The 17,091-nt window shown below is 46.3% G+C and carries 13 protein-coding genes; all 13 read right to left on the reverse strand.

Annotation, left to right across the window (positions count from 1 at the left end):
• Window positions 1-42 precede the first annotated feature (42 nt).
• Window positions 43-2,028 carry a polysaccharide biosynthesis protein gene (locus OC537_RS09280; RefSeq protein ID WP_262110856.1) on the reverse strand — a complete coding sequence of 662 codons (1,986 nt, stop codon included), beginning with the start codon at window positions 2,026-2,028 and terminating at the stop codon, window positions 43-45.
• A complete protein-coding gene (locus OC537_RS09285; protein WP_262110857.1) occupies window positions 2,025-3,050 on the reverse strand; it encodes an MraY family glycosyltransferase in 1,026 nt (341 codons plus the stop codon). The genes OC537_RS09280 and OC537_RS09285 overlap by 4 nt, the downstream gene beginning before the upstream one ends.
• Complete coding sequence (locus OC537_RS09290) at window positions 3,050-4,006, reverse strand: UDP-glucose 4-epimerase family protein (protein ID WP_262110858.1); 957 nt, start codon at window positions 4,004-4,006, stop codon at window positions 3,050-3,052. Before OC537_RS09290 ends, OC537_RS09285 begins: the two co-directional genes overlap by 1 nt.
• Window positions 4,006-4,773 carry a glycosyltransferase gene (locus OC537_RS09295; RefSeq protein WP_262110859.1) on the reverse strand — a complete coding sequence of 256 codons (768 nt, stop codon included), beginning with the start codon at window positions 4,771-4,773 and terminating at the stop codon, window positions 4,006-4,008. The genes OC537_RS09290 and OC537_RS09295 overlap by 1 nt, the downstream gene beginning before the upstream one ends.
• A gap of 111 nt (window positions 4,774-4,884) precedes the next feature.
• Complete coding sequence (locus OC537_RS09300) at window positions 4,885-6,312, reverse strand: glycosyltransferase family 39 protein (RefSeq protein ID WP_262110860.1); 1,428 nt, start codon at window positions 6,310-6,312, stop codon at window positions 4,885-4,887.
• Window positions 6,313-6,692: 380 nt separating this feature from the next.
• Window positions 6,693-8,906, reverse strand: coding sequence for a glycosyltransferase (locus tag OC537_RS09305; RefSeq protein ID WP_262110861.1), 2,214 nt, complete (start codon window positions 8,904-8,906; stop codon window positions 6,693-6,695).
• A 4-nt stretch (window positions 8,907-8,910) separates the two neighbouring features.
• Complete coding sequence (locus tag OC537_RS09310; protein WP_410050468.1) at window positions 8,911-10,419, reverse strand: GT99 family glycosyltransferase N-terminal domain-containing protein; 1,509 nt, start codon at window positions 10,417-10,419, stop codon at window positions 8,911-8,913.
• A 17-nt stretch (window positions 10,420-10,436) separates the two neighbouring features.
• On the reverse strand, window positions 10,437-11,753 hold the full coding sequence (locus OC537_RS09315) for an ABC transporter ATP-binding protein (protein ID WP_262110863.1): 1,317 nt from the start codon (window positions 11,751-11,753) through the stop codon (window positions 10,437-10,439).
• A complete protein-coding gene (locus tag OC537_RS09320) occupies window positions 11,743-12,561 on the reverse strand; it encodes an ABC transporter permease (RefSeq protein ID WP_111910156.1) in 819 nt (272 codons plus the stop codon). Before OC537_RS09320 ends, OC537_RS09315 begins: the two co-directional genes overlap by 11 nt.
• Window positions 12,562-12,643: 82 nt before the next feature.
• Complete coding sequence (gene rfbC / locus OC537_RS09325) at window positions 12,644-13,186, reverse strand: dTDP-4-dehydrorhamnose 3,5-epimerase (protein WP_111910157.1); 543 nt, start codon at window positions 13,184-13,186, stop codon at window positions 12,644-12,646.
• Between the two features lie 60 nt (window positions 13,187-13,246).
• Window positions 13,247-14,125, reverse strand: a complete 879-nt coding sequence (gene rfbA, locus OC537_RS09330) for a glucose-1-phosphate thymidylyltransferase RfbA (protein ID WP_111910158.1) — start codon at window positions 14,123-14,125, stop codon at window positions 13,247-13,249.
• A gap of 115 nt (window positions 14,126-14,240) precedes the next feature.
• Window positions 14,241-15,128, reverse strand: a complete 888-nt coding sequence (gene rfbD / locus OC537_RS09335) for a dTDP-4-dehydrorhamnose reductase (protein ID WP_262110864.1) — start codon at window positions 15,126-15,128, stop codon at window positions 14,241-14,243.
• A complete protein-coding gene (rfbB, locus tag OC537_RS09340; RefSeq protein WP_262110865.1) occupies window positions 15,128-16,213 on the reverse strand; it encodes a dTDP-glucose 4,6-dehydratase in 1,086 nt (361 codons plus the stop codon). Before rfbB ends, rfbD begins: the two co-directional genes overlap by 1 nt.
• Window positions 16,214-17,091: the final 878 nt, after the last annotated feature.

The following is a 17,091-nucleotide window of genomic DNA, read 5'->3' on the forward strand; positions in this document are numbered from 1 at the left end:
CATATACGAAAAACGCCCAATGATGGGCGCCTAAAAAGTGGGTCAGTGATTCGCAAGAGAAAAATCTATGCTGTGTGTGGGGAGTGGTACAACATTGTCACTTGAAAGACCGCGCTGTTTGGCCAGCCAGACCAGGTCACAGATGCCGTCCGTTGGCTCAAATGCGGCAGGCGCATGCATTAAGATCTCTCGTACTTGCTGCTGATCAAAATGGTGACAAGCCTCATCCAGCGAGGTCAACAAGGAACGCAAACGCTCCCATGGCAGCCAGCTCTCTTGTGCCACCATGACCCTGGGATGTTCGGTTCCTCTGGCATCATCACCAATCAGTAACTCTTCATAGAGCTTTTCACCCGGCCGCAGACCGGTCACTTCGATGGCAATATCGCCATCTGGTCGCTGCTCATCACGCAGAGTCAGCCCGCTGAGCCGGATCATCCGTTTAGCCAACTCCATGATCCGTACCGGTTGTCCCATATCGAGCACAAACACGTCTCCCCCTTTCCCCATGGCTCCCGCCTGGATTACCAGCTGGGCAGCCTCTGGAATCGTCATGAAGTAACGAATGATGTCGGGATGCGTCAGGGTTATCGGCCCACCTTTATCAATCTGCTGTCTAAACAACGGAACCACTGAACCGGAAGATCCGAGTACATTGCCAAAGCGAACCATACAAAAACGGGTGTTATGCTTCTCACGGGTCAAAGCTTGCAATACCAGCTCGGCTAGGCGCTTGCTGGCCCCCATGGTATTAGTCGGTCGTACCGCCTTATCGGTGGAGATTAGTACGAAGGTCTCTACCCCTGCCTCAATGGCAGCCTGAGCTGCGTAAAGAGTTCCAAAGACATTGTTGCGGACACCTTCGATGATGTTGAACTCGACCAGCGGCACATGTTTGTATGCTGCGGCGTGGTAGACAGTCTGGATGTGAAAGCTCTGCATCACAGTCTTGAGACGATGCTGGCGCTGTACTGACCCCAATAAAGGAACTAGTTCAGTTTCAATATCTTCACGCTGACACTGCTCGCGCAAGTCTTTATGTAAGATATAGAGGGCGTATTCAGATAGCTCGAACAATACCAATGTAGATGGCCTACACCGCAGGATCTGGCGGCACAACTCAGATCCAATAGAACCCCCAGCACCAGTCACCATGACCGCCTTGGCCGTTATATTCGCCTCCATCAATCTGGTTACGGGTTCTACTGGATCTCTGCCCAAAAGATCGTCTATGGAGACCTCCTTGAGTTGATCGATACGTGCAGAACCATTGACCAAATCTGCCATACCAGGGATAGACAATACTTCACAAGAGAGGGGTTCAAGTGCATTGATCACTTCCTGACGACGAGCCCTGGTGCTGCTCGGCATGGCCAGCAAGATCTTCTGTACCCCATGGTGGTCAATCAGGGTTGGCAGCTGAGCACTGTGATAAACGGTACAGCCCTGGATCACGCACCCCTGTTTGGCGGGATCGTCATCAATAAAGGCAACGGGATAAAACTCATTGCCTTGCAACAAGGCCATTTGCAGCTGTCGGCCAGAAGAGCCCGCGCCGTAGATCAACACCTGAGTACGAGCCAAACGGGTGGTATTAAGGAGCGCTCGGAAAAATAGCCGAACACCACCGACCAGCAGCACCAGAAAGGAGAGATAGATAACCGATACCGTTCTGGGCAGGAAGATATCGAAATAAAACGCAGAGATAACGAAGAAGCAGGTTGAAAGAAATGCCCCTAGTGAGATTGTCCATAACACCCGAAAGCTGACATATCGCAACACAGCGCGATACAGCCCCAGCCGCACAAACACACTGATACTAACGATAATAATTGCGCCGAGCAGTGCCCAGTGATGGGGGCTATCGATTGGCCAGTTATGTTCAAGCCGGATCCAGTACGCACCCCAATAGGTCATGGTGATCAGGATCATATCAACGGTGACAGATACGGCACGCTTGCTGGCACGTGAGAGGGAGCCCAGGCAAGTCAGTAGCCAGCTTCCACCGGGTAAAAGCTCATTTCTCATTCTGGAACTCCTGCATTCAGGTGATACGCAAGAAACGCTAACGGCAAGTAGGCAATAACCAGACCGATCACACCATCGAGCTGGCCCAATACAATCATGACAGCGATCGGTGCAAGCCAGAGGCAATTTATAAGAAGCACAGCCAATGTCACGTTTCGATGGCTCTGCCAACGCCTCGCCGCATACTGAAATGCATGGGTCCGATGAGCCTCGCTCAAACGACACTTCAGACGATAGCGATTCAGCAAAGTCCAGGTCGCATCAACCACAAATACCCCGAGCATGACGAGCCATGCCCACAGGAATTGAGGTGCAGAAGCGGCATCCAGCAGCATCAGGGAAGCCAACATCAAGCCAAGAAAACCACTGCCACCATCCCCCATAAAGATCCTGGCGGGCGGAAAATTCCAGCACAAGAAGCCCGCCGCCGAAATCCCCAGTAGCAGGATCAAGCTGGCAGACGACCACTCCCCCCCAACCAGATAATGAAATAACGCCATGAACAGGCAGACGACAACGGCCTCGCCTGCCGCCAAGCCATCGATGCCATCCATAAAGTTGTACAGGTTGATAAACCAGATCACCCCCAGCCAGGCCAGTAGATAACCGAACCAGGCGAGATCTAACTGCCAGCCAAAGAAAGTCAGCGCTGGCAAACCATCAACCGCAGATACCACCAAGGCTGCCGCCATGCTCTGCACAATCAGGCGGGTTCGGGGCTTGAGAGAGATGTGGTCATCGATAAAACCAACCAGTGCAATGCCCAGCGCCGCAGCCCATATCAATGCGAAGCTGCTCTGGGATATGCCGGAGGACAGTGGGATCAGGGTGACAAACAACGGGGCTGCCAGCAGAAAGGTCGCCACGATAGCCATTCCACCGCCTCTCGGGGTAGGCACCTGATGCGAACTGCGATGATTGGGTTGGTCAAGCAAGCGGGTCTGGGCGTAGCGCCTGAGCAGGCCGGTCATGGTGATTGAAAGAAAAAGACAAAACATCAACAACAAAACAAATGCCAGCATCAAGACGACTCACTATGGGAAGATGCCATCAGAGATAGGGTCTGAGAGAGCGAATAGGGTGCCGACCATTGTAATCGGCTCTGAGCCTTACCGGTATCCATTTCCAGAGAGCCATAAATCCGTTGTAGCTTGGCATCAATCCCCAAACAGCGTCCAAGCCCTCTTATCACTCCTGGTGGGAGATAAAACAACCGACAGGCAACCCCTTCTGTTTCTGCAATCGCCGCCAATAACTGCGACGTCGACACTGCGACCGGATCTGCGACCAGAAAGACCTGGTTCACTGCAGCAGGGTGCGCCATTGCATGGGCAATGAAGTCACACAGATTAGGCAACGCCAACAAACTGCGCGCATTGTTCAAACGGGCAAAAGGGAGTGGGATCCCTTTGCACACCCACGTCATCATGCTGGCAAAGTTAGCCTTCACCCCTTCCCCGTAAATAAGAGGAGGACGAATGATGGTTACCGCCATACCACACTCTTTCGCGAGTGCCATCAGCCCCTGCTCCGCCTCATACTTCGAGCGTCCATAGGGATCTTCTGGCGGACTCTGCACATTCTCATCAAATGGCTTGCCTGGCTCGGTCTGCTCGCCATTCACTTTGATCGAGCTAATAAAGATGAAGCGCTTCACCCCTGCCTCAGCAGCCTGCCGAGCAAGCGTGAGGGTGCCCTCAGTATTCACCGCTCGAAAAGCCGCCAGGGGATCTGTCGCGGTATCTGACATCACATGCACCCTAGCTGCACAGTGAACAACCACATCCACTTGTTGCAATTGGGCTGTCCAGTTTGCATCTGCAGTCAAAGAGGGAGCCTGAACCTGGTACGAAGCAAGCGGGTGACTTCGCACCGCACCTTTCACATTAGCCCCCAGACTAAGCAGGTGTTCACAGACCGCCTTGCCTACAAATCCGCTGGCACCTGTAACCAATACTGTACTTTTGATATCTGCCATTACCACCAACGCCAGCCGTGAATATTGAAGAAAGTCACCATGGAACGCCCAAACATCCAGATATGGCGCCAGCCTTTGCGCGATGCATGACCACCGTGATGGACAACCTTCACCTGAGGGACATAGGCAATCCGGCTGATCTTTCCTGCCCGCAAACTGATGTCAAAATCTTCAAAATAGAGGAAAAAGCGAGGGTCAAACCCTCCGAGCTTTTGCAGAACATCTGTACGAAACAACATAAAACAACCACTGACAATGGTTGGGTCCCACAGCACATCATGATTGTTGAGCTGATCTACCATTTCATATTTTGCCAGGCGCGCCTGGAATAACTTCTTCACACTCGCAGGAGCAAAACCACGCAGCAATAAATCAAATACGGTTGGATAGCGTTTGCAAAGCCGTTGTACCTCACCATCTTCCCATGTAGCAAAAGGCGTCAATAATCCGCAATCCGGATGTTGCTCCATAAATTCAAGCGCTTTTTTAAGCGCATTTGGTGCGACTTCTAGATCGGGATTCAGTATTAGATGGTACTTGGAATTTGTCAGCAAAGCTCGATTATGGCCAGCCCCGAAACCAGGATTTAATGGGTCAATGATCAGCTCACTATCACCTCCAAAATACTTAACTATATAATCAAATTGAATTGAGGAGTCTTGGGCAGGAGAATGATCAATAAGTGACAACAGGGCATGTATTTTAACACCAGAAATGCCATCAACTGCTTGTTTAAGCTTCTTTAGAGTCAGGGATAACATCGACATATTAGCACAGTACGTTACGATGCTAATAGATACGTCAGGCCTTGTCACATTATATCCCCCAAGAAATGCGAGTGCTTTTCATCAATAACTCACCATCTAGCATGCAGAGAGTCATGGCTTGGTGATCACAACAATACCATCAAAATTTACTCTCTTGTATGTGTGCAAGCAAGATTCAAATGCATTTATTACATCACTATGTGAATGATGTGCATATAGAACAACATGGCCGTCATTAATATAAGAGCATACCTTATTTACATCATTTACATTAGAAAGCATATCGATATTTACTTCATCAGATGCATAGTTTTCAAGGTAGTACCTATAATATGCTTCATTCGGGCTCCAGGTCGCATAGATTTTGTAACCTTTACCACTATATTTTTCTGATATAAATTTTGCGGCCTCTTTATATTGCTCGTTAGCATACACGTTCGCTTGAGTTCCTGCCGAGGGAGAAACAAATACGATGAGTGATGCTATCACCAAAATAAAAAATTTGTTATCAGACAGCGATAATGTTGCATTAAGTATAAGATAGACACACCAAGGTATAATGAATATAAAATGTCTAGGATGGAGTATTCCTGATTTTTTACAAACAAAAGCTAACACACATATTGAAACAGCAATACATATAGCAACTTGAGTTTCAGAAGTTTTTCGTTTGAAAAGAAAGTAAATTGCTGACAACAGAATTAATATGGAACTTAATCCAAAGTAACCATAAATCATATGCAACATTGACTGCAGTGCTTGTAGATATGATATTTGGGACCACGCGACCCCACCACTCGCGGTAAAAAGCAGGCTGTGATATGAGAGGAATATCCAACTAAAAACAAATGGAATTGGTATTAGAGGGAGTGCATAGCGTCTTTCCTTGAGATCACTGTAAGCAACAAAAACATATACAGCGCCAATAAAAACAGCCATGTAGTAATGTGTCAAAAATGAGATAGTGGCAAGAACATAAAAAGTAAAACGCCACATAGACTCATTACTACCAGCTTCTTTTATCTTATAAAAAACTAAAAGACATAATAAAGATAACATCAAGAAAAATATATAACTTCTCGCTTGTGTTGCATAATTTTGAGTCACAGGGTGCCACAGCATAACTAATGTAGTTACGGTAATCAAAATTCCAAGCGGATAATTTTTACGCCGCCAGCAAGATACGAATATGGTAATGGACGTCAGTGCAATGACGAAAATATTAAAACCACGTAGAGAGATCTCACTATCACCGAATAAAGAAGCCCATCCCTTTAAGGAGATATCATACATAGGAGGGTGCTGCTCTCCTGCTTTGACAGTCAAAAAGCTATCATCCATTTTAATCTGCATGACTGTTTTTCTTTCAAACTGACTATCTAAAATAGGATGGTAACGGACTACGGCCGCAGTGAACAATTCGTCAGACCAAAAACCTCTTTCATCAAGGGTCGGGATAACTTTCCAGATAGCACATAATGCTATCAGAAAATAAAAGGAAAGTTCCAATACTTTCCCAAAATTTGAACAACGCTTCATTATTAATTTTATCCGATTAGGGTTTTCAATTTACTTTCTTTAATTGTTTAAGAAAATTTAAGAATAACTTTATTATACTTTTATATACAGATTTTTATTGTGAGTCTGGAGTCAAAAAATAAAACCAGAGCTTTCAAACATACTAATTTACCAACCTGACACTATATTAAAAGTTATTCTCAATGACTTATTGTCAGGAGATGATAATTTAGTGAACATACTATTCCTCACTTTATTATTAATGGTCGCACGGCTACTTCAGATAAATTTTTAGCGTGAAGATTTACTCTCTGATAATGAACCGCATGACCAACCTTTATTATCGAAACAACCAATATAATTATAATTTTTGATTTTGTTAAATATGGTTTAAACCCATATCACTTAATAATTTCATGAATTGGTTTTCGACTCAACAAGCGCTTGATTGCTCTCTGCAATTTAAATGGAATAAAACGTGCGAATGAACTGACAATAGGCATGTTTCTAACTTTCCATAGATACTGTAAAAGTTGTTCTTTTCTTGATAACAGCACAGTACTAGGAGCAAGATTTAGCTTTTCATTCCACTTCTTGACCAATATAGAACCATCAGCAGGCGTCAAGACTGCCAAACCACTCAGGTATTTATCTTGATAGAAGATATCATCTCGCTCTATTTCATCACAAACTTCAGCTGAAACAAGGAAATTGCTTAGCTTGGCGCCCTGGGCATACGTACGCCAAAATGCTGCACAATCAATAGGTTTGATATTCCAGGGTAATAATAAAGAGTGATTTCTAGTTTCGATACGCTCGACAAAAGCACCAATATTCGGACAGACAACAGGGTATTCATGCTCAAGCGCAATTGAGAGTGTATAGCTGTATGTCTCAGGCCATAACGCAGGGAACCAGACAACATGAGGCTTAATACTATGAAGTTTTTCTTCAAGTTGATCCAGTCTATATGCACCATGGCTCACAACACCACGTAAAGGACGATAACCATAGCCTAGTAGATGAAACTCTATGTTATCTGGATCACACAGCAAAGCGACTTGTTCTAGTAGATCAGCTCCTTTTTCCCGACTCAAAGCACCAAGGATTAGTACACGAAGCGGATCACCCGGTTTATGACTCTGTTTAGGTTCAGAGTAGCAATAAGCATCTGGATGGTATGTCACAATTGCCTTGCTGGATAGCTCACTTTTATTCCCATATAGCCTACTAAATCGCTGATATACATCTTTACTGGGATAAATAATCCGCTCAGCTCGAGAAAGTAAAGGATATATACCACTGCGCCATTCCTCACCTGAGACACTGATCTGTGCTGCATCTCTACAGACATCATCATGATTTTGATTATCCTCACTCACAAATTGCCCATAACGGTCTGTAAGCGTTGGATTACCATTTAGCATATAGTAATCATGAATCGTCACGTCATAGGATACGCCTAGCGAACTAGGTAGTAACCAAGTTCGTGGTGGCAGCCCCATGCTGTGATGGAAGTGTACTCGACCAACTCTTAGATCTCGTAATAAACTCACTAATAATTCATATTCTGTGTGAACATTGAATACGAATGCATCACTCTTATCACCGTCCAAAGCGCTCAAATAAAGATTAACATATCCTTCTCGGCTCCCGGGGGTTAGGCGAAGAAACCATGCCTTTTCCAAATAATAAGATGCAAGCTCAGAAACATGTTGAGCTACTCCACCACCGAGGTGATGCGCGACAGCTAAGATAACTGGGAGGCCTGCCTCGGCTATGTATTTTATCTTAGCCATCAACCTAGCTTGTCTCGCCGGATCTTGTGCAATAAATGCCATGACATCGTGGGTATAATTAGGGTGTAGTGTGTTAAGTAACTCTAATGCACGAGCTTTTCTTGGGTCCCCTTCCTCCAGAAAACTGACACCGCCTTTGTGATAGGCAAACACATTTAATTGATGATAATTCTTCCACCCCAACTTGTGCGCGCGCTGGCACCAGTCATTTTCCTCACCATAACCTTTACCGAAGGTTTGCTCATCAAAATAACCAACCGAGTCCAAGCAATCTCTACGGATATACATGCAAAATCCGACGCCTGTAGGTACTTCAACGAGCTCGCGTTCAAGAGGAAGATTAGAGAAAAGGCGATCTAGCACATTAACATCCAAACCACAATACAGTTCATTATCCTGACAAAAATGAGGAAAGCTACATATTGTAGCATTATTGGAAAATGGAGTTAAGCTTGCAACCCGATCATGACTATATGCTGCTTTTCGCATTCTATTAAGCCAATCCAGATTAGAAACCTCTACATCGCTGTTAAGTAACAGTACGTCTCTATCTTTATTCAGGCTCATGCCATAGTTTACTGTACCGACAAAACCTTTATTAACCTCATTTTCATGTAACTCGAAGCCTAAATTACCAGATTCTTGTCTAAGCCAATTCGTTAACTCTGGCTCGGGTGAGCAATCATTAATGACTATAAGCTGAGCCCACGGTGGAATACTAGACAGCAACGAGAATATACACTCTTTGGTTTCATCAAGTCCACGATACACAGGTATAATAACGTCAAGATTTCTTATTAACATAAATTTACTCATAAATTCAAATAAAACGGCTTATATAAAAATTTAAAATTCTGTTGTTACGTATCTTGTTTAAAAGCTCATCACTCTCTTTGATTTTTTTATCACGTAAACGTAACTCATCAAGAGTGTCAGAATATTTTTTTGAAAGAGTATTGAATTGCTCTGTTATCTGCTCAACTACCTGAGTTACATGCCCGTGTGCCTCACCTTCTTCAACTAGCCGCCTATTAACGTCCGTGAGTTCTTGTGATAGCATATTTACCTGATCAGTGAGAGCTTGCAGTCTCTCGTTACGATGCACTCTAAGTTCATTACTTGCCCATACCTGAGCAATCAGTTTTGTTTGAAGATCGTCAAAATCATTCTCTTTTGGTAAAGTCATATCATCATCTCTCATATAACAATCCAAATGATATTCAATGATAGCTTTCTCACCTGGCTCACCTAGACGAAAACGCAGATAACGGGGGGACAACTGACATGCTCGAGGAACTAAATAAGCAAAAAGATAGAATGCCAAGCGTCTGACTAAAGATACAGAATGAGGTGATTCTTTTGCCAGATGACATAATGAGCTCTCACCGAAGATTGTCACCGGAACCCCTAGAAATAGAGCTTCTAGCGCAACACTAGAATTGATAGTCATTATTTTTTTACAACGAGCAACAAACTCTAGACTGGTTGGCGATTCATCGATTGGCATTCTTCCTTCACGTAGCGTAAAAAGGCTACCTGGATGAGGACGAATCAACAGGCTTGATGTAGCTGTTTGGCTGCGAGCAGCAAGTATAATGGACTGGTTATCCATTCCATTACCAAATGCAACTAAATTGGAATCATCTTCAACCTGAAGTGCTATTCCAATCTCAGACGTTTTCCCCGGCAAATGTTTAATAAAGCTAGGATCTTTCAAAAAAAACATAAGAAGATCATTTAACTTTATTCCATTTAGAGACCAATCCCTAAATTCACGTTCACGATTTTCAGCTTCAGAATTTCCATTGACGCCCTGAAAATCAACGTAAGCTGTATCACGATATATATGTCCACGCAGGGGGCCTAACTCCTGATGAATTACAGGAATACCAAGTCGTTGACAAACTGCGGAAAGTGATGGGACATTTAAAAATGTAATCACAGCTTCAATCTTATTTGGCGCAGAACATAACATCTCATGAAGTTCTTCTTCATAAGCAATATCACGCTCACATAAGAAATGACGAAAAACGGCTAAAGGGTTACTGTTATGAATACGCAACCATTCGTCAAAACGCCCTGTATCTAACCAAGCATAATGATGCTGTGGAGGCTGTGTATTTTTTGGTAATATATAATCAAGCCTTGTTGCAGCATCATCTGTGCACTCCCAGCGGTCTTCCCATTGCTCAATAGGACGCACATAGTCGCGCCCTGTAATGAACATACAAGATTCAGTAGCCCATTCACACAGTAGGCGATAATAACACCACAGATATGGTGCTGGTACGGACCTAAAAGGGTAAGCAGGTAAAAAGGCAGCTAACATTGTTAATACCGATGAGTTCAGGCCAGAACAGTAATTGGAGCATGTACAACACCGCCCAATTCTCGGGGAGACCAGAACTTGACCGCTCGCATTGGTCGGCGCTGATCAAGTTCTTCACGCATTCCTCCTCTGAGGGAGGCCAAGCCACAGTGCAGCAAATAATCACCACTATTGATTGGTAAAGTAACTTGATAAGTCACTATTTGGCGACCTGGTTTCAAAGTGAGAGAATGGCCGGCAGCAATATTGTTATCACCCCATATATCACCACCTTGAGTCCGACTCAAAGAAAGTCCGAGCACTACATCTTCAATAACCTCACACGCCAAGAGCTCAAAGCGCAGTGTTAAAGTCTCCCCAGATTTAACTAAAGGTTCTTCATGATAAGGTGTACCGTCACTTTTTAATATTGTCAGGCTAGTTATAATAGCGCGGGCAGAACCAAATCGTTTTTCGCCCAACACCATATTTGCTTCATTTTTTTGCATCTCAAGTAAGAGCGATTGCGATGGACATTCTCCGTCATTTTCACTGGCTACTGATGCAGATGTCTCTGCTTTTTCTTCCGACAATATCATCCCTTTTTCATACGCCATGACAGCTGCTAAGACATCAGTGGTATCACCAATCAGGCGCCCTCCTTCCATAACCAGGCATCTATCGGCATACTCTAGAATACTACCAGTCGAGTGCGTCACCATTAGAATAGTCACCCCCTTAGCTTTAAGGGCTTCCATTCGCTTGAAACATTTATACTGAAAACCTATATCCCCAACAGCAAGTGCTTCATCTACGATCAAAATCTCAGGGTCGATACATGCTTGTACTGCAAATGCAAGACGGACATACATACCACTAGAATAAGTTTTAACCGGTTGTTCCATAAAATCGCCGATGTCCGCAAAACGTGCGATTTCTTCAAACTTAGCATCAATATCTGCCTTACTTAACCCTAATACACTGGCATTGAGATACACATTATCACGACCACTGAATTCAGGATTAAAACCAGCCCCTAGCTCGAGTAATGCTGCAATACGCCCATTAACACTGATTTCACCATGAGAAGGATTTAGGGTGCCGCATATCAGTTGTAGCAATGTAGACTTTCCGGCTCCGTTATGACCAATGATACCAACGGTTTCCCCTTTCTTTATCGTGAAGTCAATTGATTGCAGAGCCCAAAACTCACGAAAGTACTGCTTAGAGGCACGTCGAAATAAACGTAACACACGCGGAATAATAAACTGTTTGAGTCGATCGACAGGTTGCCCATACACTTGGTAGCATTTGCTCAGCCCATGTACTTCAATTGCTACTTTGTCAGAGCACATCAGCAAACCCCTTACGCGTTTTCTGGAACAAGGCAAATCCTGCATACATAACTACCGTTGCGACAATTAATGTCGTGCCATATAATTCCCAAGAAGGCATTTTCCCCCAGTAAAGCACATCACGTACTTGTGCAATAACAGGAGTAAGTGGGTTGATGTTCAACCAGTGGCGGTACTCTTCAGGCAATGCTTCAATCGGATAAAATATAGGAGAGAGGAACATCAGTATGGTACTGATAACTCCTACCAATTGAGAAAGGTCACGTAAGTAAACTCCCATTGCTGCAAGTGCCCATGAAATACCCATTATTAAAAAAATGAGCGGGATAATTACTATAGGAAAAAGTAGTACAGTAATGGGAGGTGTACCAATAACAATGGCATAGAAAGTAAGCCATACCATGAAGCTAATAAACATATTTATCATAGCACTGCCCAATGCAACCCAAGGCAGTATATCGAGTGGAAATACCACTTTCTTGACATAGTTGACATTTTCAATAATCAATCGTGGAGCACGATTGAAACACTCTGAAAATAGATTAAAAACCATTAGACCAGCAAAAAGTACCAATGCAAATTCACTACGAGAGTCACTACCACCACTCCAGCGAGCTTTGAATACCACACTAAATATGAATGTGTAAACAGCTAGCATGAACAGTGGAGTAAATAAAGCCCACAAATTTCCAAACAGTGAACCACGATACCTCGCTGCAACTTCGCGACGCACTAACGTTATAATCAGATGGCGATTATTTAATATCGATAAGATACGGATGGGGGAAATACTACTATCTCGGTTCATAATTACCCTTGAAAAAAACTAAAATAAGTCCCGCACCATACAGCTAGAACATCTATATATATTTATTTACACTGATGCAAAATTAAAAAATGTCAGCCTTGGAAAATGAAAAGGCATTCTCATCTTTTTTTGACAGAATAGGTTCATCTAATGGCCAATTAATGTTCAAGTCTGGGTCTTTCCAGAATATACTTCTGTCACTTTGTGGATGATAATAATTAGTCGTTTTATATAAAAACTCCGCCGTCTCGCTCAGAGTTACAAAACCGTGGGCAAACCCTTCCGGGATCCACAACTGCCGCTTGTTTTCACCTGACAGATGCACACCTACCCATTGACCAAAGGTTGGTGAGGTTTTGCGGATATCTACCGCAACATCGAACACATCACCGGCCACACAACGCACCAGCTTTCCTTGGGCATGAGGCAACAACTGATAGTGCAAACCACGTAATACCCCTTTCGAAGATTTAGAGTGATTGTCCTGCACAAAGTTAACCGGATATCCTACCGCCTCTTCAAACAACTTGTGATTGAAGCTCTCAAAGAAAAAACCACGCTCATCACCGAATACCTTGGGCTCAAAAATAAGCACGTCAGGAATTGCTGTTTTGATTACATTCATCTGTTTATCCACATTTAATTCGGTCTTTAGAGAGGGAGTATCTTCCCTCCCCATATCACATCAGGCTTTAGCAACCATTCTTAACAAATATTGGCCATAAGCATTCTTCGCCAACGGCGCTGCAAGCTCACGTATCTGGTCAGCACTGATAAACTTTTGGCGATAGGCGATCTCTTCCGGACACGCCACCTTCAACCCCTGACGCGTCTCGATGGTCTGAATAAAGTTACTCGCTTCAATCATGCTTTCATGAGTACCGGTATCAAGCCAGGCATAGCCACGCCCCATCATGGCCACCGACAGATTGCCGTGCTCCAGGTAAATACGGTTCACATCGGTGATTTCGAGCTCACCACGCGGTGACGGCTTCAGGCTCTTGGCAATCTCGACAACTCTGTTGTCGTAGAAATAGAGGCCGGTGACCGCATAGTTGCTCTTGGGCTCCAATGGCTTCTCTTCCAGCGAAATAGCTGTTCCCTTACTATCAAACTCCACCACCCCATAACGCTCAGGATCATGAACGTGGTAAGCAAAGACCGTAGCACCGCTCTCTTTGGCCGCTGCCGCCTCCAGCTGTTTCTGTAGGTCATGGCCGTAGAAGATATTGTCACCCAGCACCAACGCACAAGGATCTGCACCGATGAACTCCTCACCCAGAATAAAGGCTTGTGCCAACCCGTCCGGGCTTGGCTGCACCTTGTATTGCAGCTTCAGGCCCCACTGACTGCCATCACCCAACAATTGCTCAAAGCGAGGAGTATCTTGCGGCGTGCTGATGATCAAAATATCCCGAATACCCGCCAGCATCAGGGTGCTGAGCGGGTAGTAAATCATCGGCTTGTCATAGATAGGCAGCAGTTGCTTGCTCACCGCCATCGTCACAGGATAGAGGCGGGTGCCTGAACCACCGGCCAGAATAATGCCTTTACGTTTGGTCATGATGCTTGTGTTTCTTATTCACGAATTGCAAAAGAAAAGGGTGGCTTGCGGCCACACCTTTTAAGTTTTATCCCTGCTAGCCAAGGATGCATTCAATACACCCCTTGTTAGCCATTTACTTACCCAGGATCTCAGCCAACATCCGCTCCACACCGACTGTCCATTCCGGCAGTACCAGATCGAAGGTACGCTGGAATTTACTGGTATCAAGACGAGAGTTATGAGGACGTTTGGCAGGGGTCGGGAAGGCGCTGGTCGAAACGGCATTGACCTGAGTCACTGCCAACTCGACACCGGCGTCCCGTGCCTTGGCAAAGACCAACAGGGCATAGTCAAACCAGGTGGTGGTGCCCGAGGCGATCAGATGGTAAAGCCCAGCAACCTCAGGTTTATTCTGCGCCACGCGGATCGCATGAGCTGTACAATCTGCCAGCAGTTCGGCACCGGTCGGAGCGCCAAACTGGTCATTGATGACAGACATTTCGCTGCGCTCCTTGGCAAAGCGCAACATGGTCTTGGCGAAGTTGGCGCCACGAGCGGCATACACCCAGCTGGTGCGGAAGATAAGATGGCGAGAGCAAAGCGCAGCAGCATGTTCCCCAGCCAGCTTGGTCTCCCCATAGACGTTGAGCGGTGCAGTCTCATCGCTCTCGACCCAGGGGCGCTCGCCACTGCCATCGAATACGTAATCGGTGGAGTAGTGGACCAGCCAGGCACCCAGCGCTTCGGCTTCTTTGGCAATCGCGGCCACGCTGGTGGCGTTGAGCTGCTCGGCGAATTCCCGCTCGCTCTCTGCCTTGTCGACGGCGGTGTGGGCCGCTGCATTGACAATCACATCCGGCTTGAGCAGGCGCACCGTTTCCGCCACGCCGGCCGGGTTGCTGAAATCACCGCAATAATCGGTGGAATCGAAGTCGACTGCGGTGACTCGGCCCAACGGGGCGAGTGAGCGCTGCAACTCCCAGCCTACCTGGCCATTCTTGCCGAACAACAGGATATGCATCAGGCACGCTCCCCGTAGTTCTGCTCGATCCAGGATTGATAGGCGCCGCTCTTGACGTTACCGACCCACTGCTGATTTTCCAGGTACCACTGCACTGTCTTGCGGATACCTGATTCAAAGGTTTCTTGCGGCTGCCAATCCAGCTCGGCGCTCATCTTGCTGGCGTCGATGGCATAACGACGGTCGTGACCTGGGCGGTCAGTCACATAGGTGATTTGATCACGATAGGAGCCGGCTTTTGGCACCATCTCATCGAGCAGATCGCAGATGGTGTGCACCACCTCCAGGTTCTGCTTCTCGTTGTGCCCACCGATGTTGTAGGTCTCGCCCATCACGCCAGTGGTGACCACGGTATAGAGTGCACGGGCATGATCTTCCACATAGAGCCAGTCACGGATCTGATCGCCCTTGCCATAGACAGGCAGCGGTTTGCCATCCAGGGCGTTGAGGATCACCAGCGGGATCAGTTTCTCGGGGAAGTGATAGGGACCGTAGTTGTTGGAGCAGTTGGTGACCACGGTCGGCAAGCCGTAGGTACGACGCCAGGCGCGCACCAGATGGTCGCTGGAGGCCTTGGACACAGAGTAGGGGCTGCTCGGGGCATAAGGGGTCGTTTCGGTAAAGAGCGGCAATGCCTCACCGGGAGCCACTTCATCGGGATGGGGCAGGTCGCCATACACTTCGTCGGTGGAGATATGGTGGAAGCGGAATGCCGCTTTGCGTGTCTCGTCCAGGTCGTTCCAGTATGCACGGGCGGCTTCCAGCAGCATGTAGGTGCCGACGATATTGGTTTCGATGAAATCGGCAGGTCCAGTGATGGAACGATCGACGTGGCTCTCTGCCGCCAGATGCATCACGGCATCCGGCTGGTGCAGGGCAAACACTCGATCCAGCTCGGCGCGGTTGCAGATATCCACCTGCTCGAACGCATAGCGAGCGCTGGCTGAAACCTCTGCCAAGGACTCCAGATTACCTGCATAGGTCAGCTTGTCGAGGTTGACCACTGAGTCTTGGGTATGCTGGATGATATGGCGAACAACCGCCGAGCCGATAAAGCCGGCACCGCCGGTTACAAGGATCTTCATTGAAAGGTTCCCGATTGCAATCTAATGAAAAGGAAAGATGTTTGGTAAAAGTCTGCTGCTGTGTATCACTCTGTTTTTTCTTCATAAAGTAAAGTGATTGCACTGAAATTACGAATGCTTGAACACACTCTGGGTCACTCGTGTGGGCATGCGAACTATCTGTCTGTTGCCTGTCTGCACTAAGAAGGATCTTCAAGACGAGAGGATTAACGGCGATGAACCAACGCAAGATTGAAATGGATAAATGATCACGCTACCGCCCTTGAGTTACAGCTCCCAATACGCTGCTTCTAACCTGATTGTGCGCGCTGTTGGTCATCATATCCTCCAGCTTCTTGTTTTACTTGATGCCTGACAATGGCGTCACATCACATTGCTCACCAGGTATTCCTGGCGCCTGTATTGCCCACATTTTGGGCAGTTAACCCGATTTTGGGCCAGATTCTATCTCGTTTGGCCTGTGGATGAACAGTCAAAACATCACAGGCTACATACCCGCTATGGATTCATTAATATCTTTGTAGTTATTGTTAACTCTCTACCAAAGAACCCCAATCCCAACAATGAGAGACATTGCCTTACCTGGCCGTTGCTCTTGTAGAAGAGAAAAGTCACTTGTTTTCAAAACCTTACAAACGATGTGAGTGGACGCGACATCAGAGCCAAGATTGTGTTGCCAGGCATGGCCTCCACGCTGTAAACCGCCTAAAGCATAAGGATTTCTCGGCCCCGGCCCGTGCGATAGGAACGGTCGCAACCCTTGGTGCTGAAGTGCTGGGTGAGCCCAAGGTTGCCGTTAGCTTTGGTTGAGGGGTCATGAATCCGCCTGGTCACGGAGTGAGGCGGAGCGATGATAATAAAGGCAGGCACGATTCAGT

Origin of the sequence: Aeromonas sp. Marseille-Q5825 (assembly GCF_946892685.1) — a bacterium.
GTDB classification, from domain to species: domain Bacteria; phylum Pseudomonadota; class Gammaproteobacteria; order Enterobacterales; family Aeromonadaceae; genus Aeromonas; species Aeromonas rivipollensis.